At 55.4% G+C, this 25,914-nt stretch carries 23 protein-coding genes, 1 other RNA gene and 1 pseudogene; 16 read left to right on the top strand and 9 right to left on the bottom strand.

The window, feature by feature from the left end; all coding sequences use genetic code 11:
- Window positions 1–270: 270 nt before the first annotated feature.
- Complete coding sequence (locus ACX9GT_RS05310) at window positions 271–849, bottom strand: YecA/YgfB family protein (RefSeq protein ID WP_473190144.1); 579 nt, start codon at window positions 847–849, stop codon at window positions 271–273.
- 308 nt (window positions 850–1,157) lie between these two features.
- Here ACX9GT_RS05310 and zapA point away from each other — a divergent pair, with 308 nt between their 5' ends.
- From zapA to ACX9GT_RS05295, 3 genes are all read left to right on the top strand, one after another.
- A complete protein-coding gene (gene zapA, locus ACX9GT_RS05305; protein ID WP_021179791.1) occupies window positions 1,158–1,487 on the top strand; it encodes a cell division protein ZapA in 330 nt (109 codons plus the stop codon).
- Between the two features lie 41 nt (window positions 1,488–1,528).
- A non-coding RNA gene (ssrS, locus tag ACX9GT_RS05300) (6S RNA) lies at window positions 1,529–1,712 on the top strand.
- 34 nt (window positions 1,713–1,746) lie between these two features.
- Window positions 1,747–2,355 carry a 5-formyltetrahydrofolate cyclo-ligase gene (locus ACX9GT_RS05295; RefSeq protein ID WP_473190143.1) on the top strand — a complete coding sequence of 203 codons (609 nt, stop codon included), beginning with the start codon at window positions 1,747–1,749 and terminating at the stop codon, window positions 2,353–2,355.
- A 45-nt stretch (window positions 2,356–2,400) separates the two neighbouring features.
- Here ACX9GT_RS05295 and serA read toward each other — a convergent pair whose 3' ends face one another.
- Window positions 2,401–3,639, bottom strand: a complete 1,239-nt coding sequence (gene serA / locus ACX9GT_RS05290) for a phosphoglycerate dehydrogenase (protein WP_473190142.1) — start codon at window positions 3,637–3,639, stop codon at window positions 2,401–2,403.
- 318 nt (window positions 3,640–3,957) lie between these two features.
- Window positions 3,958–4,617, bottom strand: a complete 660-nt coding sequence (gene rpiA, locus ACX9GT_RS05285; protein WP_473190141.1) for a ribose-5-phosphate isomerase RpiA — start codon at window positions 4,615–4,617, stop codon at window positions 3,958–3,960.
- 153 nt (window positions 4,618–4,770) lie between these two features.
- Here rpiA and ACX9GT_RS05280 point away from each other — a divergent pair, with 153 nt between their 5' ends.
- Window positions 4,771–5,664, top strand: a complete 894-nt coding sequence (locus ACX9GT_RS05280; protein WP_459399802.1) for a LysR family transcriptional regulator ArgP — start codon at window positions 4,771–4,773, stop codon at window positions 5,662–5,664.
- Window positions 5,665–5,703: 39 nt separating this feature from the next.
- Here the strand turns inward: ACX9GT_RS05280 and ACX9GT_RS05275 are convergent, their stop codons facing one another.
- The 3 genes from ACX9GT_RS05275 to ACX9GT_RS05265 form a co-directional block, all read right to left on the bottom strand.
- The gene (locus tag ACX9GT_RS05275) at window positions 5,704–6,432 is read right to left on the bottom strand and encodes an oxidative stress defense protein (protein WP_473190140.1); all 729 of its coding nucleotides are present in this window, start codon (window positions 6,430–6,432) and stop codon (window positions 5,704–5,706) included.
- A gap of 82 nt (window positions 6,433–6,514) precedes the next feature.
- Window positions 6,515–7,132, bottom strand: coding sequence for an arginine exporter ArgO (gene argO, locus ACX9GT_RS05270; RefSeq protein WP_473190139.1), 618 nt, complete (start codon window positions 7,130–7,132; stop codon window positions 6,515–6,517).
- A 157-nt stretch (window positions 7,133–7,289) separates the two neighbouring features.
- On the bottom strand, window positions 7,290–8,108 hold the full coding sequence (locus ACX9GT_RS05265; protein WP_473190138.1) for an IclR family transcriptional regulator: 819 nt from the start codon (window positions 8,106–8,108) through the stop codon (window positions 7,290–7,292).
- A gap of 374 nt (window positions 8,109–8,482) precedes the next feature.
- Here ACX9GT_RS05265 and ACX9GT_RS05260 point away from each other — a divergent pair, with 374 nt between their 5' ends.
- The 10 genes and pseudogenes from ACX9GT_RS05260 to araD all read left to right on the top strand — a co-directional run bounded on the left by ACX9GT_RS05260 (window position 8,483) and on the right by araD (window position 18,494).
- On the top strand, window positions 8,483–10,024 hold the full coding sequence (locus ACX9GT_RS05260) for a sugar ABC transporter ATP-binding protein (RefSeq protein WP_473190137.1): 1,542 nt from the start codon (window positions 8,483–8,485) through the stop codon (window positions 10,022–10,024).
- Window positions 10,014–11,099: an ABC transporter permease gene (locus tag ACX9GT_RS05255; protein WP_473190136.1), complete on the top strand. Its 1,086-nt coding sequence runs from the start codon at window positions 10,014–10,016 to the stop codon at window positions 11,097–11,099. The genes ACX9GT_RS05260 and ACX9GT_RS05255 overlap by 11 nt, the downstream gene beginning before the upstream one ends.
- 14 nt (window positions 11,100–11,113) lie before the next feature.
- Window positions 11,114–12,202 carry an ABC transporter substrate-binding protein gene (locus tag ACX9GT_RS05250; protein ID WP_473190135.1) on the top strand — a complete coding sequence of 363 codons (1,089 nt, stop codon included), beginning with the start codon at window positions 11,114–11,116 and terminating at the stop codon, window positions 12,200–12,202.
- Between the two features lie 14 nt (window positions 12,203–12,216).
- Window positions 12,217–13,065 (top strand): SMP-30/gluconolactonase/LRE family protein, encoded by an 849-nt coding sequence (locus tag ACX9GT_RS05245; protein WP_473190134.1) that lies wholly within the window; start codon window positions 12,217–12,219, stop codon window positions 13,063–13,065.
- A 254-nt stretch (window positions 13,066–13,319) separates the two neighbouring features.
- Entirely contained in the window at window positions 13,320–14,318 is a 999-nt protein-coding gene (gene yiaK / locus ACX9GT_RS05240; RefSeq protein WP_473190133.1) for a 3-dehydro-L-gulonate 2-dehydrogenase, read from the top strand.
- Window positions 14,319–14,578: 260 nt separating this feature from the next.
- Window positions 14,579–14,746 (top strand): annotated as a pseudogene (locus tag ACX9GT_RS05235) (MFS transporter); the annotation flags it as partial.
- Between the two features lie 44 nt (window positions 14,747–14,790).
- Window positions 14,791–16,284 carry an FGGY-family carbohydrate kinase gene (locus ACX9GT_RS05230; protein ID WP_473190132.1) on the top strand — a complete coding sequence of 498 codons (1,494 nt, stop codon included), beginning with the start codon at window positions 14,791–14,793 and terminating at the stop codon, window positions 16,282–16,284.
- Entirely contained in the window at window positions 16,281–16,937 is a 657-nt protein-coding gene (gene ulaD, locus ACX9GT_RS05225; RefSeq protein ID WP_473190131.1) for a 3-keto-L-gulonate-6-phosphate decarboxylase UlaD, read from the top strand. The genes ACX9GT_RS05230 and ulaD overlap by 4 nt, the downstream gene beginning before the upstream one ends.
- 1 nt (window position 16,938) lies before the next feature.
- Window positions 16,939–17,799, top strand: coding sequence for an L-ribulose-5-phosphate 3-epimerase (locus ACX9GT_RS05220; protein WP_473190130.1), 861 nt, complete (start codon window positions 16,939–16,941; stop codon window positions 17,797–17,799).
- Complete coding sequence (gene araD / locus ACX9GT_RS05215) at window positions 17,793–18,494, top strand: L-ribulose-5-phosphate 4-epimerase (RefSeq protein ID WP_473190129.1); 702 nt, start codon at window positions 17,793–17,795, stop codon at window positions 18,492–18,494. Before ACX9GT_RS05220 ends, araD begins: the two co-directional genes overlap by 7 nt.
- A 42-nt stretch (window positions 18,495–18,536) precedes the next feature.
- On the opposite strand, the gene ACX9GT_RS05210 is transcribed toward araD, so the two are convergent.
- Window positions 18,537–19,043 (bottom strand): RrF2 family transcriptional regulator, encoded by a 507-nt coding sequence (locus ACX9GT_RS05210; protein ID WP_473190128.1) that lies wholly within the window; start codon window positions 19,041–19,043, stop codon window positions 18,537–18,539.
- A gap of 193 nt (window positions 19,044–19,236) precedes the next feature.
- Here ACX9GT_RS05210 and ACX9GT_RS05205 point away from each other — a divergent pair, with 193 nt between their 5' ends.
- Together ACX9GT_RS05205 and ACX9GT_RS05200 are read left to right on the top strand one after the other, a co-directional pair.
- Window positions 19,237–20,436: an NAD(P)/FAD-dependent oxidoreductase gene (locus tag ACX9GT_RS05205; protein WP_473190127.1), complete on the top strand. Its 1,200-nt coding sequence runs from the start codon at window positions 19,237–19,239 to the stop codon at window positions 20,434–20,436.
- Between the two features lie 200 nt (window positions 20,437–20,636).
- Window positions 20,637–23,372 (top strand): tannase/feruloyl esterase family alpha/beta hydrolase, encoded by a 2,736-nt coding sequence (locus tag ACX9GT_RS05200; protein WP_473190126.1) that lies wholly within the window; start codon window positions 20,637–20,639, stop codon window positions 23,370–23,372.
- A gap of 233 nt (window positions 23,373–23,605) precedes the next feature.
- On the opposite strand, the gene mscS is transcribed toward ACX9GT_RS05200, so the two are convergent.
- Together mscS and fbaA are read right to left on the bottom strand one after the other, a co-directional pair.
- Window positions 23,606–24,472 carry a small-conductance mechanosensitive channel MscS gene (gene mscS / locus ACX9GT_RS05195; RefSeq protein ID WP_473190125.1) on the bottom strand — a complete coding sequence of 289 codons (867 nt, stop codon included), beginning with the start codon at window positions 24,470–24,472 and terminating at the stop codon, window positions 23,606–23,608.
- Window positions 24,473–24,715: 243 nt separating this feature from the next.
- Complete coding sequence (gene fbaA / locus ACX9GT_RS05190; protein ID WP_473190124.1) at window positions 24,716–25,795, bottom strand: class II fructose-bisphosphate aldolase; 1,080 nt, start codon at window positions 25,793–25,795, stop codon at window positions 24,716–24,718.
- Window positions 25,796–25,914 lie beyond the last annotated feature (119 nt).

The raw sequence follows: 25,914 nt of genomic DNA, 5'->3' as shown, positions 1-25,914 counted from the left end.
GTCACTGCTGTATGACACACATTATACCATAGGCAAGCTTACAAGCTACATTTTGACCTACAATAAAATGTAGGATTTAGCGGTTTCCAATGGGATTTGATGAGACAGCAAGAAACGACAAAATCGCATTAAAATTCAATTAAATCAAATTAATAAACTAAAATGCGAGTTGATTAACAAGTAAAAAAACCAATTAGTTACACTGTTGAGTCATCACCTTCTCCTGAAATCGGTTTACCTGTGCTCGCGGCTACCGCGCAGTCCGGGCAATCAATGTAATGTCGGTTTGTGAATTTCCGGCGCCGTCGGCTTATGACGGGTAAATTCGGTATGGCAGAGGAGCGCGACAACCCGCACGTACTCAACCACTTCTTCCAACGACTGCTCCAACTCTTCCTGGTCTTCGTCTTCGTCGTAGCCCAGTTGAGCGATATTGCGCAGATCGTCGATCGCTTCACCCACTTCGTCTTTCATCTGCGCCAATTTGGGCTGCATCATGCCCAGCCCCAGCAGGAAATGGTTCACCCACCCGGCCAACGCATCGGCACGTTCAAAAACGCTGACCGAATCGCCTTCCGGCATTAACAGCTGGAACATGAACTCGTCATCTTCCAGCGTATCGCGAGTCGCTTCATGCAGTTGCTGCAATGGCAAACCCAGCGTCTGTGGGAAAGCAATACCTTCGTTGGTCAGATCGAATACTAGCGTCTTCCAACTGGCATCACGGTTGCCACCGCACAGTAGGCCGCTGATCAAGCCGTGCATTTCTGCGGCCGTTAAGGCTACCGCCTGCTGGTTGAGAGCAACGGTCAAAGATTGGTAACTTGGAAATGTATTCTGTATGGACATGCGCATTCGTCGTCGTTGGCAGGATAAGTTCGTGTTATGCTACCACCAAGGTCCGTCGCTATACCAGTTGAGTGCACTACCTCAGTGGCAGGTTACCATCAGAGCATCTTGGCATTTCCACCGGGCAAAATCGCGGTAAGTATGCATTTTGAAACCCTTTTTTATCTGGTAATGTTAAGCGCTATCGATTAAAACCAGCACTGAAAAAGTGTTGAATCTTGGTACCGAGATATATATAGTGGCGCCCGCTTTGAGTTGCACGGCACAGGCTGGCCGGAGCTGGCGCGAAATTTAGGCAGGAAGGTGGCATGTCTGCACAACCGGTAGATATTCAAATTTTTGGCCGTTCGTTAAGAGTTAATTGCCCGCCAGAACAACAAGATGCGTTGAATATGGCAGCAGAAGATCTTAACCAGCGGTTGCAAGATCTTAAAGTTCGCACTAGAGTCACAAATACAGAGCAACTCGTTTTCATCGCGGCATTGAACGTCTGTCACGAACTCGCTCAAGAGCGCTTGAAAACCCGTGACTATGCGGCCAATATGGAACAACGAATTCGTATGCTGCAACAGACCATTGAACAGGCATTGCTTGAACAGGGTCGCATCTCTGAACGTCAGGATGCACAATTCGAATAACTTAAGTTGCTGAAGTTGAAGGTTTCGGCAATGAGTAAAAAATTTCTCTGAGATGTTTGCCAGCGGGCCCGTCCCCTGAGCCGATATTTAGTACCAATAGAATGTGATGACTCGTGATCGGTGTGCATGCTCGGTCCGTCCGAGAAGCCTTAAGATTGCGACATCATGTTCACCTTGAACCATGGGTTCAAGGGTTACAGCCTGCGACGGCATCTCGGAGATTCCCTTCACTCGTGGTCTACCACGCAAGCTCGCAACTATGCCTTTTCAACCTCAGTTTGTTCAGCAACGCCAAACCATCCGTCATGAAATCCGCCAACGGCGCCGCGCTTTAACGCCCGCGCAACAGCATGACTTTGCGTTGCAGATTGCCATTCGTGTGACACAGCATCCGCGCATCCAGGCCGCACAACGCATTGCGGTGTTTCTCTCCTTTGATGGTGAACTCGATACCCGCCCGCTGATTGAGCAGCTATGGCAACGGGGCAAGCAGGTTTACCTGCCGGTATTGCACCCGTTCAGCACTGGCAATTTGCTGTTCCTGCGCTATACGCCAGATACGCCGCTGGTGCGCAACCGCTTCAATATTCTGGAGCCCGCGCTGGATGTGCGTTATGTGTTACCGGTGTTGCAGCTGGATGTGGTTCTGACGCCGCTGGTGGCATTCGACGCTGTAGGCCAACGGTTGGGCATGGGCGGTGGGTTTTACGATCGCACCTTGCAGAACTGGCAGCATGGCGGCCCGTACCCGATGGGGTTGGCGCATGATTGCCAGCAGGTAGAACAGCTGCCGGTGGAACATTGGGATATCCCACTGCCGGAGATCGTGACGCCTTCGCAAAACTGGGTTTGGCAGACTGTAGAATAGCAAAAGGCCGGATTGCTCCGGCCTTTAGGTCTAGCGTAGCCTTTATCAGAACAGCAAGCGTGCGCGGATAGTGCCTTCGATCGCTTTCATCCGTTGTAACGCCGCATCAGCACGCTCGGTTTCTGCTTCGATATCGATCACCACATAACCGATTTCCGCACCGGTTTGCAGATACTGAGCGGCGATGTTGACGCCTTCTTCCGCGAAGATCTGGTTAATCTGCGTCAGAACGCCTGGGCGGTTCTCATGAATATGCAGCAGGCGGCTGGAGTTCGGGCCATGCATCGGCAGCGAAACCTCTGGGAAGTTAACCGCAGACAGCGTAGAGCCGTTGTCGGAGTATTTCGCCAGTTTCCCGGCTACTTCATCACCGATATTCTCCTGCGCTTCTTCGGTCGAACCACCGATATGCGGCGTCAGCAGCACGTTGTCAAACTCGCACAGCGGCGAATTGAACGGATCGCTGTTGGTCGCAGGCTCTTCTGGGAAAACGTCGATCGCCGCCCCAGAAAGATGATGACTCGCCAACGCATTACACAACGCAGGAATATCCACCACCGTGCCGCGTGAGGCGTTGATCAGGATCGCCCCCGGCTTCATCAGTGCCAGCTCTTCGGTGCCAATCATATTCTTGGTCGACAGCGTTTCCGGCACGTGCAGCGTTACCACATCGCTCATATTGAGCAGATCGGATAAGTGGCGCACCTGCTGAGCGTTACCCAGCGGCAGCTTGTTTTCGATATCGTAGAAGAACACCTTCATACCCAGGCCTTCTGCCAGAATACCGAGCTGAGTACCGATATGGCCGTAGCCGATGATCCCCAGCTTCTTGCCGCGCGCTTCATACGAACCCACGGCCAGTTTTTGCCACTGGCCACGGTGTGCCTTGGCGTTGGCCGTTGGGATCCCGCGCAGCATCAGCAGCAGTTCGCCCAGCACCATTTCAGCCACGGAACGGGTATTGGAGAAGGGGGCGTTAAACACTGGAATACCGCGTTTGGTTGCCGCTTTCAAATCAACCTGGTTGGTGCCGATACAGAAACAGCCCACTGCCACCAGTTTCTCTGCGGCAGCAAAGACCTCTTCGGTCAGATTGGTACGCGAACGCAGGCCGATGAAGTGTGCATCGCGGATGGATGCCTTAAGCGCTTCGGTGTCTAACGCACCTTTATGATATTCAATGTTGGTATATCCGGCCGCACGCAGGCTGTCTACCGTGCTTTGATGAACCCCTTCCACCAACAAGAATTTAATCTTGTCTTTTCCTAATGATACTTTTGCCATTTACCCGACCCTATATTCAGACTTCAGAAACGACTGTCACAAAACAGCACATCCCCCCAACATAACAAAAATAACGCGCCCAGCAATACAAACGATTGCTCGCCGATCGGCACAAGGCTCATTGATGCCGGTGGTTTTTGGTGGAAGATGCCATAGTGAAAGAATTTGCCAGGAGCTTAGCGGATGTTATTGCCATAACGTGACATATATCACTAAATTTGGCAGTTTTAAGATAAGATATTTTTTAGCCGAAAATCTCAAGAAACAGGCAAGCGGCAAATCATCAGGGCGCGATCGACTGCGCCCCTGAAAGCGTGGTTATCTCACCACTTTTTTAACGCCATCCGGCGTACCCACCAGTGCAACATCCGCACCACGGTTGGCAAACAGACCGACGGTCACCACACCCGCGATACCGTTGATCTTATTTTCCAGCGCTACCGCGTCGAGAATGTTCAGGTTATGTACATCCAGGATCACGTTGCCATTATCGGTCAGCACGTTCTGGCGATATTCCGGCAGGCCGCCCAGTTTCACCAGCTCACGCGCCACATAAGAACGCGCCATCGGGATCACTTCCACCGGCAACGGGAATTTACCCAACACATCAACCTGCTTGGTTGAATCGACAATGCAGATAAACTGGCGGGCAATCGCGGCAATGATTTTTTCGCGGGTCAGGGCTGCGCCACCGCCTTTGATCATCTGCATATGGCCGTTGATCTCATCCGCGCCGTCAACATAGATATCCAGCGAATCCACTTCGTTGCTGTCAAAAACGTGGATCCCCAGGCTTTTCAGTTTGGCGGTAGAGGCGTCGGAGCTGGATACCGCACCTTCGATCTGATCTTTGATCGAGCCGAGCGCATCGATAAAGTGAGCCGCCGTAGAACCGGTGCCAACCCCCACAATGGTGCCTGGTTTCACATATTCCAGCGCCGCCCAACCTACCGCTTTTTTCAGTTCATCCTGAGTCATGATGTGTTCATTACCTGTGTGCGAAAACGTGCGCGTATTATAGGGTAAATCGCCGTTTTGCACTCAGACAGGATCACACTTATTTCACCCGAGAAAGCGTAAAAATGTGGCATAGTGCCGATATCAATTTATTTTTATAGGGATATCTCTCCGATGAAACGCCCAGACTATCGAACGCTGCAAGCGCTGGACGCGGTGATCCGTGAGCGTGGCTTTGAGCGCGCGGCACAAAAACTGTGTATCACCCAATCGGCAGTATCCCAGCGTATCAAACAGTTGGAAAACCTGTTCGGCCAACCGCTGTTGGTGCGCACCGTGCCGCCGCGCCCGACAGAACAGGGGCAGAAACTGCTGGCGTTACTGCATCAGGTTGAACTGTTGGAAGAAGAGTGGCTGGGGAATGATAACGGCGTTGACACCCCGTTGCTGCTGTCGCTGGCGGTCAACGCCGACAGCCTGGCAACCTGGCTGTTACCGGCGCTGCAATCCGTTCTGACAGACTCGCCGATCCGCCTGAATTTGCAGGTCGAAGACGAAACCCGCACCCAAGAGCGCCTGCGCCGGGGTGAAGTGGTGGGCGCGGTAAGTATCCAACCGCAGCCGCTGCCGAGCTGCCTGGTGGATCAATTGGGCGCACTGGATTATCTGTTTGTCGCGTCCAAAGGATTTGCCGAGCGCTATTTCCCCAACGGCGTGACCCGCTCCGCCCTGCTGAAAGCGCCCGCGGTAGCCTTTGATCATCTTGACGATATGCATCAGGCATTTTTGCAGCAGAACTTCGATCTTTCGCCGGGCAGCGTGCCGTGCCATATCGTTAACTCTTCAGAAGCCTTTGTGCAGTTGGCACGGCAAGGCACCACCTGCTGTATGATCCCGCATCTGCAAATAGAGAGAGAGCTGGCCTCAGGGGAGTTGATCGATCTGACGCCGGGCCTGTTCCAGCGCCGCATGCTGTTCTGGCACCGTTTTGCGCCAGAAAGCCGCATGATGCGCAAGGTCACCGACGCGCTGTTGGCGCATGGGCATCAGGTATTAAGGCAGGATTAGATAGCAGGGCGCAATGCAATGGTTGCGCCCTGCTAGCGATTACTGTGCCGCGTTACGCTGCAACTCAAACACCACATCCACCTGATCGTCAAAGTGAATGCTCTGCTGCTCGTAGGTTTGTGCCGCATCGCTTTCCGGTGCAGCCGCCGCTTTAAACATGCGTGCTGCCGGCATCGGTTGAGCGTTAGCGACCTGATAGCGAATGCTGTAAACCGGCCCCAAGGTAACTTTAAAGCCTTTCGCCAATGAAGCTGCCTGCTGAGTAGCGTTTTCAATCGCTTTCTGGCGCGCCTGTTCACGATAAACATCCGGGTTGGCCACACCCAACTCAACCGAGCGGATCTCATTGAGGCCAGACTTCAGCGCCCCGTCCAGCAGTGCGTTCAGCTTATCCAACTGGCGCAACGTCACCTGCACCTGACGCACCGCGCGATAGCCTTTCAACACCGACTCGCCGGTTTTCAGGTAATCATATTCCGGCTGAGTGCGCAGATTGGCCGCGTTGATGTCTTTCTTCTCAATACCGTTTTTTTGCAGGAAATCGAAATATTGCGCCACGCGCTCGTCGACCTGCGTTTTCGCCTGGGCGGCATCTTTGGAGGTAACGCTAACTTCGATCGCCAACGTGGCGATATCCGGGGTAGCCTCCACGCTGGCGCTACCGGAGGTGACTACGTGCGGCCCTTCGGGTAATTCCGCCGCCTGCAACGCTAAAGGTAACGCCCCAAATCCAATCATTGCGGCCATGGCCAATGCTTTCAGCTTCACAGTGTCTCCTTAAAATGGCTCATTACTGAACCTAGAACCTAACATATCCGGCGGGAATTTAAATTCGGATTAGTGACAAATTCTATAAACTTGCGCCATTCCAGGCTAATTGTAGTGCAATAGCCCACATCACCAGCCCGACCAGAACGTTGATAATCCGTTGTGCGAGCTGGGTTTGCAGCCACGGAGCCAACCAGGAAGCCAGCAAAGCCAGGGCGAAGAACCAGGCGATCGACGCACTGGCCGCACCAAAGGCAAACCAGGAACGGATCTCCGGTGCCAATTGGCTGCCAAGGCTGCCGAGCACCACAAAGGTATCGAGATACACATGCGGGTTCAGCCAGGTGACCGCCAACATGGTGATCACAATGCGCCAGCGGCTTTGTTTCATCTCTTCGGCGGTGGCTAATGCCAAGCGCTGGCTGAACGCGGTGCGGAAAGCGCCCCAGCCGTACCACAGCAGAAACGCCACCCCGCCCCAGGTCACCAGCAGTAGCAACAGCGGCGAGCGGCTCAACAAGGCGCTGCCGCCGAAAATACCGGCGCAGATCAGGGCGATATCGCTCAACGCACACAGCGAAGCCGTCATCAGATGATATTGGCGGCGGATCCCCTGGTTCATCACAAACACGTTTTGCGGCCCCAGCGGCAGGATCATCGCGGCGCTCAAGGCAAAGCCTTGCAAAAAGATGGTTAACATTTTGTTTCCTCTGGCTATAGAATGCAGGGCTTTTGGCGATGCCTCTAAGGCGATAATGCCAGAAAAGCGGCGCGTGCTGTTCAACACGCGCATCATACGAAGAGATAATTATTAGGGGAAATGGATATTTCTAATCAGGCATCAGTAGAGCTAATGTTCAGCCGTAGGTCACAAACCCCAGCTCTTGGGAAATGCGCTGCGCAGTGGCGAGCACAGGTTTCATCAGCGATTTCACCCCAACCTGTTGCAGCTTGGCGGTCGGCAGAGAAACCGAGACCGCATAAGGCACCCGTTGCTGAATGTCGAACACTGGCGCAGCAATGCAGGAGACACCCAGTTCGTTCTCTTCACGGTCCATCGCCACGCCCTGTTTGCGAATATCCGCCAGTTCCTCATACATTTTCGGCAATTGGGTAATGGTATTGCGCGTTAACGGCTGGATCGTCTGCTGATGGGTTTGCCAATAATGATCCGGGTAATCGCTTTTGCCGTAGGCCATGAAAATCTTGCCCATCGCCGAGCAGTACAGCGGCATATGCTGGCCGATATAGGCGCGGGTACGCATCATGCCAGTGGTCGGTTCCAGCTTGTAGATCAGGATCACGTGATCGTCTTCGCGGCTGGAGAAGTTCACCGTTTCGCCCACTTCCAGGTTCAACTGCTCCAGATGCGGTGCCGCTACGTGGATGATATTCAGCGAGGAAAGCGCCTTCTGGCCAATAGAAATGAATTTGGTGGTCAACCGATAGCTGCCGGGGGACGGTGCCTGCGTGACGTAACCGCTGGCGTGCAACCCCTGCAACAGGCGGTGTACCGTGCTCTTGTTCATTTCTGCCAGTTCGGAAAGGTGAGCCAGCGGGCAGCCATTGGGGAAGTTGCTCAATATCTCAATCAGTTGCAAACCACGGAACAGGCTTTGGCTGCCCAGCGGTTTGTCTTTCTTATCATCTTTTTCATCAACAGCTTTCAGGCTCATAGCGAAATATCTCCAATGTCGAACCCTCAGTCTATGCTACGGCACGATCGGCAGGCTCTTTACCGGGGATGTTACTCCAATGGTTGCATCAGGTGAAGATGGAACGCCGTTTCATTGTCAGTAGCAGCGTTAAAACGCGCAACATTCTGGTAACTTACGAAGTGAGTGACAGGTCACATATTCGCAAAGATAAAAATAACCCATTGTTTATTAAACATAATTAAAACCCGCCCGGCTTTGCTTTAGCGCAAGGTTAGGCATATCATTTTTGAAATTGAATTTCGCATAATGAAATATATCGTAGATTTAACCACCAAAAATTCACCAACTTGCCGCGTACAAGTTGCGCGAACCGGACATCAAGGGTGCATCACATGACTCATAGCAATGCGGATCAACCCATTCTGACACTCAGCAACATCGTGAAGCGATTTGGCGGCAACATCGCGGTTAACGATGTCAGCTTGCAGGTGATGCCCGGTGAAGTGCTGGCGCTGCTGGGTGAAAACGGGGCTGGCAAATCGACGTTGATCAAGGTGCTGGCTGGCGTTTACCCGCGCGATGGCGGTGATATTCGCTTTCAAGGCCAAAGTATTGTGTCAGCAGCAGCGCTAAAAAGCGCCAGCCGCCAGCCGATCGCCTTTATCCATCAGGATCTGGGGCTGATCGAATGGATGACGGTGGCAGAGAATATGGCGCTGGTAATGGGCTTCCCGCGCCGTTTCGGGCTGATCGACTGGCGCGCCATCCGCCAACGCGCCAGTGGAGCCTTGCAGGATGTCGGCATTGCGCTGGATCCCGACGCGCGGGTGTTTGAACTTTCCCGCACCGAGAAATCGCTGCTGGCGATCGCCCGAGCGGTGGCGGTAAACGCCGAACTGCTGGTGCTGGATGAACCCACCGCATCGCTGCCCGCCAACGACGTGCGCCATCTGTTTGCGGTGATCAACCGGCTGCGGGCCAAAAAGGTCGGCATGATTTATGTCACCCACCGCTTGGATGAGGTGATTGAGATTGCCGATCGGGTGTGCGTGATGCGCGACGGGCGCTACGTTGCCGGGGGCAACACCGCTGATTATTCCCTGCGCGATCTGGTGCAAACGATCGTCGGCGAAGCGATAACGGGCGATCAGCGCGAACCACTGCCGGAGCAGCAACCGCCGGTGCTGCGGCTCAGTAACGTGGTGGTCGGTGAGATCGGCCCGGTCAGTTTCAGCCTGCAACCGGGTGAAATGCTGGCCTTAGCCGGGCTGCGCGGTGCCGGGCAGGAAGAGATCGGCCGCCTGCTGTTTGGCCTGCGCCAGCGCGACGGCGGCGAAATCCAGTTCCGCGATCGGCCTTACGCCGCCACCAGCCCACAACAGGCGATCGCCTGCGGCGTTTCGCTGGTCGCGGGCGATCGCACCGGTGAAAGCCTGGTGATGTCGATGAGCGTGCGCGAAAACCTGTTTATCAACCCCTGCGCCAGCGGCCACCAGCTATTAGCGCGCTACAGTCGCCGCGCCGAAACCACGGCCAGCGAGCAGAAGGTGCAACTGTTCGACGTGCGGCCAAAGGACGTCAATATCGATATCAGCGCCCTGTCCGGCGGCAACCAGCAAAAAGTGGTGATGGCGCGCTGGATGCACCTGGGTGCGCCCTTGCTGATCCTGGAAGATCCTACCGCCGGTGTCGACGTTGGTGCGCGGGCAGAAATCTATCATCTATTAAATCAATCCCTGGCCGCAGGCGTGGCGATATTGGTGATCTCCAACGATTTCGAGGAGATCGCCCATATCTGTAACCGCGCCTTGGTATTCAACCGGGGAACCGTGGTCGGCGAACTGAAGAACCAGCAGGTCTCGTTTGCCAATTTATTGGAGCTGGCCTCTGCCAGCGCCGGGGAAGTTGTGGTGGAGAAACAGCATGTCGAATAAAACATCCGTTAAATCAACGGCATTAGAACAGCGCGTCAGCCTGGCGCAGGACGGCGCTGGCCCGTGGCTGATGCAGATCCTCACCCGCTACGGCCTGCTGTTGCTGTGCATTATGCTGGTGATCCTGTTTTCACTCACCACGCCGTCGTTTGCCTCGATGCTGACGTTACAGGCGATCCTGTCCAGCAAAGCCAAAATCGCCCTGCTGGCGCTGGCGGCCACCATTCCGATGATCGTCGGCAAGATCGACCTCAACGTCGGTTTCGGCATCGTGCTGTGGCACATTCTGGCGATCACCCTGCAAGTGGAATACGGCTTTTCCTGGCAGATGGCGGTGTTAGCCGTGTTGGTGATTTCCGCGCTGTATGGCCTGCTGAACGGGATTCTGGTGGCCTTGGCAGATATCGACAGCTTCGTCGCCACTCTGGGTTCCGGCACCGTGCTGTATGCGGTGGCCCTGTGGCACTCCGGCGGGCGGCAGATCGTCGGGGATTTACCCGACGCCTTTATCGCCCTGCATCACACCGAAATTGCCGGTATCCCGATTGTCGCCTTCTATGTGCTGATCGTGGCGATCGTCCTGTGGTTAATCACCGAACACACGCCGCTCGGCCGCTGCATGTATGCGGTGGGCGGCAACCCGGCGGCGGCGCGGCTGAACGGTATTTCCGTCAACCGTTTCACCATCGGTGCTTTTATTGCCTCCAGCGTGCTCACCGGCTTTAGCGGCGTGTTGATCGCTGCGGAGCAAGGCGTCGGGCAGGCCAGCGTCGGCATGGATTACTTGTTACCGGCGCTGGTCGGTGCCTTCCTCGGCAGCACCACCATCCGTCCGGGGCGGGTCAACGTTTGGGGTACGGTGGTCGGCATTGCCATTCTGGCGATCGGCATTGCCGGTATCCAGCAGTTTGGCGGCGAGTTCTGGGTCGAGCCGTTATTCAACGGTGCCACCCTGCTGCTTTCCATCACGCTGGCGGGCTATGCCCAGCGCCGCCGGTTGCTCAATCAAAAAGCGGTACAACACAGTCAGGCGGCTTTGGCCGAGAAAAATAACCAGAAAGCGATTAATCCTTAATCAGGAGTTTACGTATGAAACGTTTTTGGATGTTATCAGGGTTCACCACGTTGCTATTAACCACCGCACCGGCATGGGCCGATGCTTATCTCGATCAGGCCACGGCGGCGGTGAATAAGGCCACGACCAGCGCCAGCCAGTGGGATGGCCCCACCAGCGGCCCACAGTTAGTGCCGAACAAGAAAATCATCTTTATTGCCTCCGACATGAAAAACGGCGGCGTACAGGGGGTGCAGCAAGGGCTGAGCGAAGCGGCCAAAGCGGCAGGCTGGCGGTTGGAAACGCTGGACGGTGGCGGTTCGGTGAAGGATCAGCTGTCATCACTTAATCAGGCGATCGCCCAGAAGCCGGACGGCATCGTCATTGGCGGCTGGAACCCCAACGTGGCCAAGATCCCGCTGAAGAAGGCGATCCAGCAGGGCATCGTGCTCACCGCCTGGCATGCGGTGCCGGAACCGGGGCCGATCGCCAAGTACGACGTGTTCTATAACGTCACCTCAGATTCTAACGAAGTGGCGCGCATCGCGGCACAATACGCGGTGGTGAAATCCGGCGGGCAGGCCAGCGTGCTGATCTTTACCGATTCGCTGTACCAGATCGCGCTGGATAAGGCCAACGTAATGAAAGAAGAGATCGGCAAATGCAGCGGCTGCACAGTGGTGGAATTCATCGATACGCCGCTGGCGGACACAGCCAACCGTATGCCCGCCATGACCTTCAGCCTGCTGCAAAAATACGGCGATAAATTCCAGTACGCATTGGCGATCAACGACCTGTATTTCGATTTTATGGCTCCGGCGCTGAAAACCGCCGGTAAAGGCGGCCAACATGCCCCGTATAACATCTCGGCCGGTGACGGCTCTATTTCCGCCTATCAACGCATCCGCTCGGGCGACAGCCAATCCGCCACCGTGCCGGAACCGCTAAAACTGCACGGCTGGCAGTTGCTGGATGAATTCAACCGCGCGTTTGCCAAACAGCCGCCTTCTGGCTATGTCACCCCGGCGCACTTGGTTACACGTGACAATATCAGTGCCGATAACCTGTATGACCCGCAGAACGGCTACCAAGAGCATTACAAAACCATCTGGGGCGTAAAATAAACGGAGGGGCTGGCATGATCGCACAATCATTGGAACGTTTATGCTCGCCCGCCATCTGGGCCGAAGGCCCGGTATGGCTGCCACAACAGGATGCCGTGGTGTTCAGCGATGTGAAAGGCAACCGTATGTTTCGCTGGGCGCGCAATGGGGAACTCAGCCTGTGGCGCTCCCCTTCGCACTACGCCAACGGCAATGCCTGTGATAATGAGGGGCGCGTGATCAGTTGTGAACATGGGCGGCGCGCCATCAGCCGCACCGAGCATGACGGCAGCCTCACCTTACTGGTGGAACGCGTTGACGGTAAACGCTTCAACTCCCCCAACGATGTGGTGGTGCGTTCCGACGGCACTTTATGGTTTACCGATCCGCCCTACGGCATCGTCGGCGATGAAGAGGGCTACAAGTCAGAAAGCCAGGTGATCGGCTGCTATCTGTACTGCTTCGATCCCCACGATGGTTCGCTGAACATTGCCGCCAGCGATCTACAGCGGCCAAACGGTTTGGCGTTTTCACCGGACGAACGCCTGTTGTACGTGGCCGATATGTCGATTGTCGATTTCCCCACGCTTGGGCGCAGCGAGCTGCGGGTCTACCCGGTAGCAGGGCGCAAACTGGGGGCCAGCAGCCATTTTGCCCACGTTGCGCCCGGTTTCCCAGACGGCTTTTGCCTGGATGCCGCCGGTAATCTGTTCTGTAGCTGTGCCGATGGCATCACCATTTTTAACCCTCAAGGCCAGAAAACCGGCAAGATCGCCGTACCGGAGCGGGTTTCCAACTGCACCTTCGGCGGGCCAAGCGGCAATGAGCTGTACATCACCGCCACCACTTCGCTGTATCGGATTGCCCTGAATACCTACGGGTAGTCAGCATTCTTTTGGCTATAGGGTGAGCCCGCCTCACCCTGTTTTACTACGCCTGTAGCACGGCAAAGCCCCAAAACGTGCCGCCGATCACAAAATCACCATACTAATTTAACCCACTGTTTTTAAATATTAATTTTCTATCACCTCACTTTGACTTCGCTCCGATGCGGGTATAGCATTTATTTGAAATGCAATTTCGTATAATGAAATTTAAAGAGTGCAAAACGCACAGAACGCCGTAACGGAGAAGCAGCATGAGAGTGAGTTACACCGAGCTAAAACAGCAATTCAAGCGTGTGTTGCTGGCACGGGGCGTGGCGGAACAAACGGCAGATGAGTGCGCCGCAATGTTCGCAGAAACCACCGAAAGCGGCGTCTATTCTCACGGCGTAAACCGTTTCCCGCGCTTTATTCAGCAGTTGGAAGCCGGTGACATTATCCCCGACGCCAAACCGAGCAAGCTGCTGGCGCTGGGCGCTATCGAACAGTGGGATGCCCAGCAGGGGATCGGCAACCTGACCGCCCGCCAGATGATGGAGCGCGCCATGCAGTTGGCGGATCAACACGGCATCGGCCTGGTAGCGCTGCGCAATGCCAACCACTGGATGCGCGGTGGTAGCTACGGCTGGCAGGCGGCGGAAAAAGGTTACATCGGCATCTGCTGGACCAACTCGATCGCCGTGATGCCACCTTGGGGAGCCAAAGAGTGCCGCATCGGCACCAACCCGCTGATCGTCGCCGTGCCGGGTAACCCGATCACCATGGTGGATATGTCGATGTCGATGTTCTCTTACGGCGCGCTGGAACTGAACCGCCTGGCGGGCAAAACGCTGCCGGTGGACGGCGGTTTTGATAATAACGGCAACCTGACGCGCGATCCGGCCACTATCGAAGAAAATCGGCGCATTTTGCCAATGGGCTACTGGAAAGGCTCGGCGCTGTCGGTGGTGCTGGATATGATCGCCACCCTGCTTTCCGGCGGTTGTTCCGTGGCCGAAGTAACCGAAGATCACCGCGATGAATACGGCGTTTCGCAGGTGTTTATCGCCATCGAGATCGAACGCCTGATCGACGGCAAAACCCGCGATGAAAAATTGCAGCGCATCATGGATTACATCACCAACGCCGAGCGCGATAACCCCGAGGTGACCATTCGCCTGCCGGGCCACAAATTCCCGCAGATTCGTGCTGAAAACCAACGCGATGGTATCCCGGTGGACGACCGGGTTTGGGCGCGTATTCAGGCGCTTTAATTTATAAAAGGGGGGATTCCTTTCTGATATGGCTAAATGAAAGTGATTACCTAACTCTAAATATATTTTAGCGATGTAAAGAAAAATAAAACCAGAGCTTATCTCTGGCACTTATTTCTGCGCCGAAAAAGGAAAGTAACAAGATAAAACCTTTATTACTGGGAAATTAATAGCCATACGGATTTATTCCGAACGATGCCCTGAGCACTTGGAGTTACCGCTTCAAGCAATGTTCCTATTTATGTGAAGGTATCAATAACATGAATACAGCCTCTATTTCTGTTGGCCGTAGCCAGGCCATACCTAAATTACGCGGGTTGCGAATAGTGCCCCCTATTCTTATTACCTGCATTATTTCTTATATGGATCGCGTTAATATCGCTTTCGCCATGCCCGGCGGTAAGTTGGCGATTACCTCGGTGCTGGCATTAATGCTACCGAACAGATGCGACCAACGCGCGGGGAGCGCGTCATGAAATGCTGGCTAGGGCTGGATTGCGGCGGCACCTTTATTAAAGCCGGGCTGTATGACCTACAGGGAAAGGAACTGGGGATTGCCCGCAGGAATCTGACCATTATCGCGCCGCAGCCCGGCTGGGCGGAACGGGATATGCCTACGTTGTGGCAAACCGCCGCCGGGGTGATCCGCGAAGTACTGGAGCGCGTCGGCATCAATGCCGGTGCCGTTCAGGGCATAGGGATTTCGGCTCAGGGGAAAGGGCTGTTCCTGCTGGATAAACAGGGCCAGCCGCTGGGCAATGCCATGCTCTCTTCCGATCAGCGTGCGTTGCCACTGGTGCAGGCGTGGCAAAAAGCCGGTATTCCGCAGGTGCTGTATGAGCAAACCCGGCAAACGCTGTGGACCGGTCACCCGGTTTCGCTGCTGCGCTGGGTGAAACAACATCAGCCGGAGCGTTATCGCCAGATCGGCAGCGTGCTGATGGCGCACGATTATCTGCGCTATTGCCTGACCGGCGAACTGGCCTGCGAAGAGACCAATATTTCCGAGTCCAATCTGTACCAGATGGCGCGTGGCCGCTATGACCCGGCGCTGGCGCAGCAGCTCGGGATTGGCGAAATCATGGCCGCTCTGCCGCCGATCGTCGGTTCCGCCGAGATCGCCGGGTGGATCAATAGCGCTGCTGCCGCAGAAACCGGCCTGCTGGCAGGTACGCCGGTGGTCGGTGGGCTGTTCGACGTGGTTTCTACCGCGCTGTGCGCCGGGTTGCAGGATGAAACCCGGCTGAACGCGGTGATGGGCACCTGGTCGGTAACCAGCGGCGTTACCCAAGCGATTGAAACCGGCTTCGATCATCCGTTTGTCTATGGCCGCTATGCCGAAGCAGGCCAATACATCGTTCACGAAGCCAGCCCAACCTCCGCCGCCAATCTGGAGTGGTTCTGCCAGCAATGGGGGCTGCACGATTATGAGCAACTCAACCAGTGGGTGGCGGCCTTGCCGAAAGCGGGCAGCCAGTTGCTGTTCGCCCCTTTCCTCTACGGCTCTAACGCCGGGCTGGGCCTCTGCGCCAGCTTCTACGGTATGCAGGCCTTCCACCAACGCGAACATCTGGTGCAGGCGATCTTCGAAGGGGTGGTGTTCTGCCATATGACCCACCTGAACCGCATGTTGCAACGCTTCCCGCACACCCGCGCGCTGCGCGTCACCGGCGGCCCGGCGAAGTCGGCCCCGTGGATGCAGATGCTGGCGGACGTCAGCGGCCTGCCGCTGGAACTGCCACAAATAGAAGAAACCGGCTGCCTGGGGGCGGCGATGGCTGCCATGGTCGGCACCGGCGCGTTCCCAGACTTTACCGCTGCCCAGCGGGCTCTGGCTCCGCGTATTGAAACCGTGCTGCCCGATGCACAAGCGCAGGAAGCCTACCAGCAAAAATACCAACGTTATCAGGCGCTGATTGGCGCGTTACAAACGCTGCAAACCGGCCACTCCAAGGAGGCTTTATGACCATCAAACCGCGCCTGCAACTGGCGCTCGATCACACCCGGCTGGATGCCGCCCTGCAAACGGTAGAGCGCCTTCGTCCGCATGTCGACATTATCGAAGCAGGCACCATCTTGTGCATCAGCGCCGGGATCCAGGCGGTACGCGCCCTGCGTGAGCGCTGCCCACAACATACGCTGGTGGCCGATCTGAAGGTAGCCGATGCCGGTGCCACGCTGGCAGAACAAGCCTTTGCGCAGGGAGCTAACTGGATGACGGTGATTTGCGCCGCCCCGTTGGCCACCATGGCCAGCGCGCAACAAGTGGCAGCGCGCCATCAGGGGGAAATTCAGATCGAACTGTTTGGCCGCTGGACGTTGGAAGATGCCAAACACTGGCTTGATCTCGGTATCAAACAAGCGATCTACCACCGGGGGCGCGACGCGCAGGCCAACGGGCAAAACTGGGGCCAGCAGGATTTGGACACCATGAAGGCGCTGTCTGATTTAGGCATTGAGCTTTCGGTCACCGGCGGTATCACACCAGCCGATTTACCGCTGTTTAAAGACATCGCCGTTACGGCGTTTATCGCCGGGCGCGCGCTGGCCGAAGCGGTAGATCCGATCGCCGCCGCGCGTCAGTTCCGTAGCGCCATTGATGACATTTGGAGAGGTTGATATGCGTCAGCATCCGTTGGGGATTTACGAGAAAGCCTTGCCGAAGCACTTAAGCTGGCCAGAACGATTGGCGTTGGCCAAAGCCTGCGGCTTTGATTTTGTCGAGATGTCGGTCGATGAAAGCGATGAACGGCTGGCACGCCTGAGCTGGAGCAAAGAACAGCGGCTTTCGTTGGTAAGCGCGACGCTGGAAACCGGCATCACCATTCCATCCATGTGCCTTTCTGGCCACCGCCGTTTCCCGTTTGGCAGCCACGACGAAGCCACGCGCCAACAGGCTTATACCATCATGGAGCAGGCTCTCCAACTGGCGAAAGACGTCGGCATCCGCACCATTCAACTCGCCGGTTACGACGTGTATTACGAACAGCAGGACGCAGGCACCCTCGCCCGCTTCACCGAAGGTTTGCAGTGGGCGGTAGAGCGGGCCGCCGCCGCGCAGGTGATGCTGGCGGTAGAAATTATGGATACCACGTTTATGAACTCGATCAGCAAATGGAAAGCCTGGGATGCCTGCCTGGCTTCGCCGTGGTTCACGGTTTACCCGGACGTTGGCAACCTTAGCGCCTGGGGCAACGATGTGGCGCAGGAGCTGAAGCTGGGCATCGACCGCATCGCCGCCATTCATCTCAAAGATACCTTTCCGGTCACAGAAAGCTCGCCGGGCCAGTTCCGCGATGTGCCTTTTGGCGCAGGCTGTGTGGACTTTGTGGCGCTGTTCCGCACGCTAAAGCAGCTCAACTATCGCGGCGCTTTCCTGATTGAAATGTGGACCGAAAAAGCCGCTGAGCCAGTGACCGAGATCGTACAGGCGCGCCGCTTTATCGAACAGAAAATGCAGCAAGGGGGGATAACATGCTAACTCTGCCACAACTTAAACAGCAGGTGCTGGAAGCCAACCTAGATCTGCCGCGCCATCAGTTGGTGACCTTTACCTGGGGCAACGTCAGCGCGGTCGATCGTGAACGCGGGCTGGTGGTGATCAAACCCTCCGGCGTGGAATATGCGCAGATGACGGCGGACGATATGGTGGTGGTCGATCTCGCCACTGGCCGCACGCTGGAAGGCAGCAAAAAACCCTCTTCGGATACCGCCACTCATCTGGCGCTATACCGTGAGTTCAGTGAGATAGGTGGTATCGTGCATACCCATTCGCGCCACGCCACCATCTGGGCGCAGGCCGGGCTGGATATTCCCGCCTGGGGCACTACCCATGCCGATTATTTCTATGGCGCTATCCCTTGTACCCGTTTGCTGACCGTAGACGAGATCGAACACGATTATGAACGGGAAACCGGTCAGGTGATTATTGAAACCTTCCACCGGCGCGGCATCAGCCCAAGCGCTATCCCGGCGGTGCTGGTCAATGCCCATGGGCCGTTCGCCTGGGGAGAAGATGCGCCTGACGCGGTACATAACGCAGTGGTACTGGAAGAGATTGCCTATATGGGGATTTTTTCACGCCAGTTGACGCCGGGCATCAACCCTATGCAGCAGGTGTTGCTGGACAAGCACTACCTGCGCAAGCACGGCAAGAACGCTTATTACGGGCAATAGTGGTTGAAGGATGGGTAAGGGAGACCGCTGACCTTACCCATTTCAATCGTTGCGGCGACGGTCTATCCACTCTTCAATCTGAATCGGGAACACGTCTGGCGCTTTTCTGAACATCCGCCGCACCAAATCCAATACCGTGTGTTGTGCCAGCGCCTCTTCCATACGCTGCTGAGCGACCTGCATCACCTGGCGCACCCCACACAGGCCTTCGCAGGCCCAGTCCGGCGCGGGTTCATCAAATACGGCCAGCCGTTGGCGGATCTCTTTGCAATCAAAAATCGATTTCTCACCGTCGATAGCCGCCACAATATCCAGCACGGTGATCTGATCGGCCGGTTTCGCCAGGCGGAAGCCGCCCCCTTTGCCTTCGGTGCTTTCAACCAGTTGGGCTTTAGACAGCTTGGTGAAAATCTTGGCCAGATAATCATAGGGTACGCCCTGTAGTTCGGCGATTTCACGCACGCTCATTTCACGCCCTTCCCCTTTACCATCAACCATGCACATCAGGCTGTGGATGCCGTACTCCACCCCGGAACTGTAGAACGCCATCGTATCTCCGCAAAATTAAGTCTGAGTTACATAGTAATTTCTTCCCGTCACCGATGCAATTTTTAACCGAACACATCATTAAATAAGACCCTATTCAATCTTAACAAAACGCTTGCTACATTTAACTACGATCACTATAGTCGTAGTTAATAAATCACTCATCCTTTAACAGGGTGACTAACGGAGTCAGAGCATGAAAGAAAAAATTCTTATCCTGGGTGCAGGTTTTGCTGGGATGTGGGCCGCATTGAGCGCGGCGCGGATGACGGATCTGCACAATCGTACAGATATTGAAATCACCGTATTGGCACCGCAGCCCGAGTTGCGCATCCGCCCACGCTTCTATGAGGCCAAGGTCGAAACCTTCGCCGCACCGCTGCTGCCGTTATTCGGCGTGACCGGTGTGAAGTTTTTGGCAGGCACCGCCAGTGAGATCGATAGCGAAAACCAACAGGTCTGGTATCACAATGCGCAAGAGCAGCTTGCCATCGCCAGTTACGATCGTCTGATCCTGGCCACCGGTAGCCAGATCAGCCCTGCGTTACCCGGCGCGCAGCAGCACGCTTTCGATCTGGATCAGTTGGAAAGTGCCGCTCGTCTGGAACACCACCTCAATGCCCTTGCCGAGCAACCGGATAGCGCAGCACGTAATACCGTCATTGTCTGCGGCGGCGGCTTTACCGGGATTGAAATGGCTACCGAGTTACCTGCACGTTTGCGAGCCGTTTTGGGGAATAGCACTCCGATACAGGTGATTGTCGTCGAACGCGGCCCGGTGATTGGCGGGCGCTACAGCGAGCAACTGCGCGGCGTTATTGAGCAGGCTTCCCATGAACTCGGAGTGGAGTGGTTGCTTAATGCTGAAATCATGGCGATCGATGCAAAAGGCATTACGTTGAAAAACGGCCAACATATTGCCTCCAGCACGGTGATCTCAACCGTGGGCGTGCAGGCCAGTGCGCTAACCCGGCAGATTCCAGCACAGCGCGATCCGCAGGGCCGGTTACATGTTGATCAACATTTGCGCGTCGCGGGCCTGCAAGAAGTTTATGCCACCGGGGATGTCGCCTTTGCCGCCACGGACGATCTGGGCAATCATGCCCTGATGACTTGCCAGCACGCAATTATGCTGGGGCGCTTTGTCGGCCATAACGTGGCCGCCGATCTGCTCGGCGTTGCCCCCTTGCCTTATCGTCAGGTGAATTATGTCACCTGTCTGGATCTGGGAGCCTGGGGCGCGGTCTATACCGAAGGTTGGGATCAGGTGGTTAAATCCACTAAAGAAGAGGCGAAGAAAATCAAAGTCGCCATCACCAACGAATTGATCTATCCGCCGAAAGCCGAACGAGAAGTGGCCTTTGCCGCCGCCGATCCATTAGCTGCTTTTGTTTGATGGCAGCCAGATGGGACGCCAGAGCGTCCCATCTCCCTCGAGATAATATTCCCCCCCTCCGCTGGAACCCATTTCCCCTGCCTTGGCATAGCAAACTTTAATTCCGTGCATGAGTTCAAATAGTGGCTTGTTTTAGAATGTTAAAATGCCGTTTCAATTTCGCCACATTGCTCAATTCATGTCACGAGGACATTCCGCCCATGAAAACCCCGCCTACGCTTTGGCATAAAACTATAATAAACCGCATAAAATATCCGCTGCTCACCGGCCTCATCTGCACATTACTGGCTGGCTGTGATTCCAGTTCGACGCAAGATACGCCGTCTGCCGCCAATAACTCGAGCGAGCCCGCAACGCCCGTAGATCCTGTTTCCCCGTTGGATCCTGTAACACCAGAGAACCCCGTTGAGCCCGCAAACCCTGCACTTACCGCACAGCAGGCCTGCGATCGGCTCAATGGCGTCACGTTACCCGCCTCTGCCTTAACTTTGCCCAGCGGAGGGGCGCAAGTGGTGACGGCGACGCTGATCCTCGCGGATGCCAGCGGCAATACCTTGGGTGAATATTGTCAGGTACGCGGCAAGATCTTCCCCTTCAGTGCCAGCGCGCCAGAGATCAACTTTGCCGTTAATCTCCCCACGCAGTGGAATAATAAAGCCATTCACTTTGGTGGTGGTGGCTTTAATGGCAGGCTGATCGATGGCACGGAGAAAGTACGTTTTTCCCTGCCAAATAATCCGGCTCCGCTGGCGCAGGGCTATGCCACCTGGGGCGATGATTCCGGTCACCAGAGCGGCAGCATTACCGATGGCAGTTTTGCCATGGATGATGAGGCGCTGGCCAACTACGGCGGTGATACCCTGAAGAAAACCCATGACGTGGCGTTACTGCTGCTGCAACAGCGTTACGAGAACATGCCGCAACATAGTTACTTCCTCGGCACTTCCACCGGTGGGCGCGATGCGCTGGGCTATATCCAGCGCTGGCCGCTCGACTATGATGGCGTGATTGCCAATGAACCGGCGCTGAATTACACCGGTACTCGCCTGTCGAACGTGGCGGTGGGCCGCGCACTGTATCTCAATGATGGTGCGGGCTGGCTGAACATCAATAAAACCCTGCTGGTGCAGCAGGCGGCTATGGATGCCTGCGATCGACTGGATGGAGCAGCCGACAATGTCATCAGTAATGTTGAAGGCTGCCGCGCGGGGAGTGCGCAGGTGCTGGCCAAGCTGCGTTGCGCCGGTGGAGTAGACAGCGGTGATACCTGCCTCTCCGATGCCCAGATTGCCACCGTCAAAGTGATCGAATCACCTTTACAGTTAGACTATCCGCTGGCCAACGGCGTGCGCGTAGCTGGAGGTTATAACCTGCTGGAAGGCACGCTGGTTGCTGGCCCCTTTACCACCCGTAATCTGGGAACTCGCCCGGTTCCCGCGAACCCCGCCGCCAAGGCGGATGCCAATATGTATGTTACTGGCGATCAGTGGGTTAAATATTTTGTGACCCGCGATCCTTCGTTCGATGCCCTGACCTTTAATCCCGTTAACCCCGGTGCCTACACCCGCCAGGTGCAACAGGTTTCTGCCATAACCGATGCCACCAATCCCGACATCTCCGAGTTTCTTGGCCATAGTCATCGCCTGATCCTGCTGCATGGCTTGGCTGACGAAGTCATTAGCCCAAACTCCACCATTGCCTGGTATCAGGCCATGGCTGATCGGGTTGGGCAGGAGGCGGCCAATCAGGGCGTTCACTTTTATACCGTTCCCGGCATGGGGCATGGCACCGGCAGCTTTCTGCCAGCCTGGAACTCATTAACGGCATTGGAAAACTGGGTTGAGCGCGGTGTGGCACCGGGTAATCGCTGGGTGATGGATACCAATGCGCAAACCTATGGGCGAACCAGACCGCTGTGCCAATATCCTTCCTGGCCGAAGTTTAAAGGTGCAGGCAGTCTGGATGCCGCCATCAACTACAGCTGTACCGATAGCGGCAATGTCATCCCACAGGCTTGCGCCAATCTGCCCACCGCCACCACCATCTATAAAGGCGGGAATACGTTTGGCGAAGAGTTGAGCGTACAGTTCGATCCCACCACCATGAACTACAGCATGACTATCGATGCCAGCCTGCAACGCCCTGCGGGTACGGTGCGCAGTGGCACGCTGCTAGCGCACGATGGCTGTACTTTCAGCAGTGAGGAGAATGGTGCGCTGTTTACCTTCACCGGCGGGGGAGTGCTGTCGGGTGGCATAGCAAAAGTCTCAGGATCAGAGTTCCTGCCACTGGTGGCGTTCCAGAATATCAGCAGCGATTACAAGGCGGTCGCTGATATCTATAATGTCAGCGGTATCCAGCACAGCGTCAGCAACGACAGTGCCACACCGCTGAGCGGTTCGGCGCGGCTGCGTTCATCAGCAGCCACTTGGCAAACCTGCCAAGATCCCAGCACGCAAGGCTTTATTACCTACGATGCAAACTGTACGGTGAGCACCAAAGGCTATATCGCCTGGAACAGCAGTCGTAATGCCTTTGACTATTTTGTCGGCGGTACCCCCGATAAAAATAATGGCAAGCTAAGCGGCTCGCTGATTAGCGGTATGGTCAATGGCAAACCGGTGCCCTTGGTTCTGACCCGTTCAGAGACAACCTACGGTATGGGGTTTTATGCACCGCAGCCTTCCGCTCTGCCTCTGGCCACCGGTGCGGCAGATGGTCACTATCGTGTCAGTACCAGCGATGGCAGCCTGTTTGATACCGAACTGAGTGGAACCACGGTTTTTCAGGCTAATAGCTATGGCGTACTCACCTATAACCAGCCGGTGCTGGGCGTGATAACGGCAACGGGAGCCATCAGCGGCAGTTACACCACCAATGGCGGCATCCTGTCGATGGTTACAGATGACCGCTTTGGGCTGGGGTTGTTGTATTAAAAATAGGTCAGCAGGTTAAGGCCACCCTAACGGTTAATGCCGGTCTGCTAAGCGCAAAACGGCAGCAGGTGCTGAAGGTGTGGCCTCCCTCTCCCTGTGGGAGAGGGCCGGGGTGAGGGGCTTTAGTTCAGCGATCTTCCCCTCACCCTAACCCTCTCCCCAAAGGAGAGGGAACTGGTTAGCCTTAACTGACCGGCATTCACCATAGCGGTGGCCTTACTGATAAAGTGCGGTTATTCCGGCTGTTCGGCCGATTTGGCTACGTGACGGACATGCACATCCATCTGCGGGCACGGCACGCCAATCTGGTTGATATCCAACTGGCGTTTGAAGTTTTCCATCAGATCAAAGTAAACATCCCAGAACTCGGCATTCGTGGTCCAGCAGCGGGTGACAAAGTTCAGCGCCGGTGGTGCCATTTCGTTCAGGCGCACGGTCACGCCCTTGTCGTGCATAATGCGCTTGTCGGCGGCAATCACATCACCCAACACCTGCTTCACCCGATCAACATCGGCGTTATAGGCCACCGCCACCACAATATCCACGCGGCGGTTCGGCTCGCGTGAGAAGTTGATGATATTGCCAGAGATGATTTTACCGTTCGGTACCACGATGGTTTTGTTATCAGGAGTACGCAGGGTGGTAGAGAAAATCTGTACCTGATCAACCGTACCGGCCACACCGCCCAGATCGACAAACTCACCGGCGCGCAGCGGACGGAAAGCGACCAACAGCACACCGGCCGCGAAGTTAGACAGCGACCCTTGCAGCGCCAAACCAATGGCCAGACCGGCGGCCCCCAAGACGGCAATCACCGAGGTGGTTTGCACGCCAATCCGCCCCAGCACCGCAATCAACGTAAACGCCAGAATGCTGTAACGCACCATCGCCGCCAGGAAATCTGCCACCGTGGCATCAATGCCCCGCAACTTCATTACGCGACTGACCGCGTTGCTGATGATACGGGCAATGATCGAACCGATGATGAAAATAACGATCGCAGCAACGATGTTTACCGCATACTGGATCAACAGATCCTGATGATCCACCAGCCAACTGCCAGCGCTATTGATGTCCTCAATGATATTGAGATCTTTCATTCTAATATCCTGCTTTATTCCCTCAACCGAGGGGATTCACAACGGTACTGACCACAATAGCGCCAGTAAGGAAAACACGTTTTTAAGGGTAACCAACATTTCCGCGCTGTGCCAATCATCGCAAATAAAATAACCTTCTGTTCTGATTAAACTATACCCGCCATATTTCAACTTACGGTGCTGTTTCCAGTAACAAAAAAGGCTCCCAAAATGGGAGCCTCTCAACATCAGGTAAAGCAAAGATTACAGCACGTTTACGGCATTCAGATCTTTAAAAGCCTGTTCCAGACGGGTAATCATAGATGTCTGGGCAGCACGCAGCCATACGCGTGGATCGTAGTATTTCTTGTTCGGCTGATCTGCGCCTTTAGGGTTACCCAACTGGCCTTGCAGATAAGCCTCGTTCTCTTTGTAATAATTCAGGATACCTTCCCATGTTGCCCACTGGGTGTCGGTATCGATGTTCATCTTGATCACGCCGTAGCTGACGGACTCTTTGATCTCAGCATCGCTGGAACCTGAACCGCCATGGAACACGAAGTTCAGGCTGTTGTGCGGCAGGTTGAATTTCTTGGACACGTAGTCCTGAGAATCACGCAGGATGGTTGGGGTCAGCTTCACGTTACCTGGCTTGTACACACCGTGTACGTTACCGAAGGACGCCGCGATGGTGAAGTTCGGGCTGATGGCGTTCAGTTTTTCGTAGGCGTAAGCCACGTCTTCTGGCTGGGTGTACAGCGCTGAAGCATCCATATGGCTGTTGTCTACGCCATCTTCTTCACCGCCGGTGCAACCCAGTTCGATTTCCAGCGTCATACCGATCTTCGCCATGCGAGTCAGGTATTTGCCACAAATTTCGATGTTTTCTTCCAGGGACTCTTCAGACAGATCGATCATATGAGAAGAGAACAGCGGTTTACCGGTGGCGGCAAAGTGTTTCTCACCCGCATCCAGCAGGCCGTCGAGCCATGGCAGCAGTTTTTTCGCGCAGTGGTCAGTGTGCAGAATCACCGGCACTCCGTAATGTTCAGCCATCTGGTGAACGTGGTGTGCGCCAGAGATCGCACCCAGAATAGCAGCACCCTGTGGAATATCGCTCTTCACGCCTTTGCCTGCGATAAACGCCGCGCCGCCGTTAGAGAACTGAACGATAACCGGAGCACGCACCTTCGCGGCTGTTTCCAGCACGGCGTTGATGGAGTCAGTACCCACGCAGTTTACCGCTGGCAGAGCAAAGTTGTTCTCTTTAGCAACTGCGAATACTTTCTGAACGTCATCACCGGTGATCACACCAGGTTTTACGAAATCAAATATTTTAGACATGCGACTTTGTCCTGTTTCGTTGGCCGTTATACCCTTCAGTTTCAAGCCACTGCGCCGTTGGCTGCGGCTTGAAATCTAGCGGGTAGGAATGGAAATCTATGTTGCATTCCGCACCGTAA

Source organism: Serratia sp. YWN4 (assembly GCF_055790845.1).
This window is presented reverse-complemented; position numbering and strand designations above follow the sequence as displayed.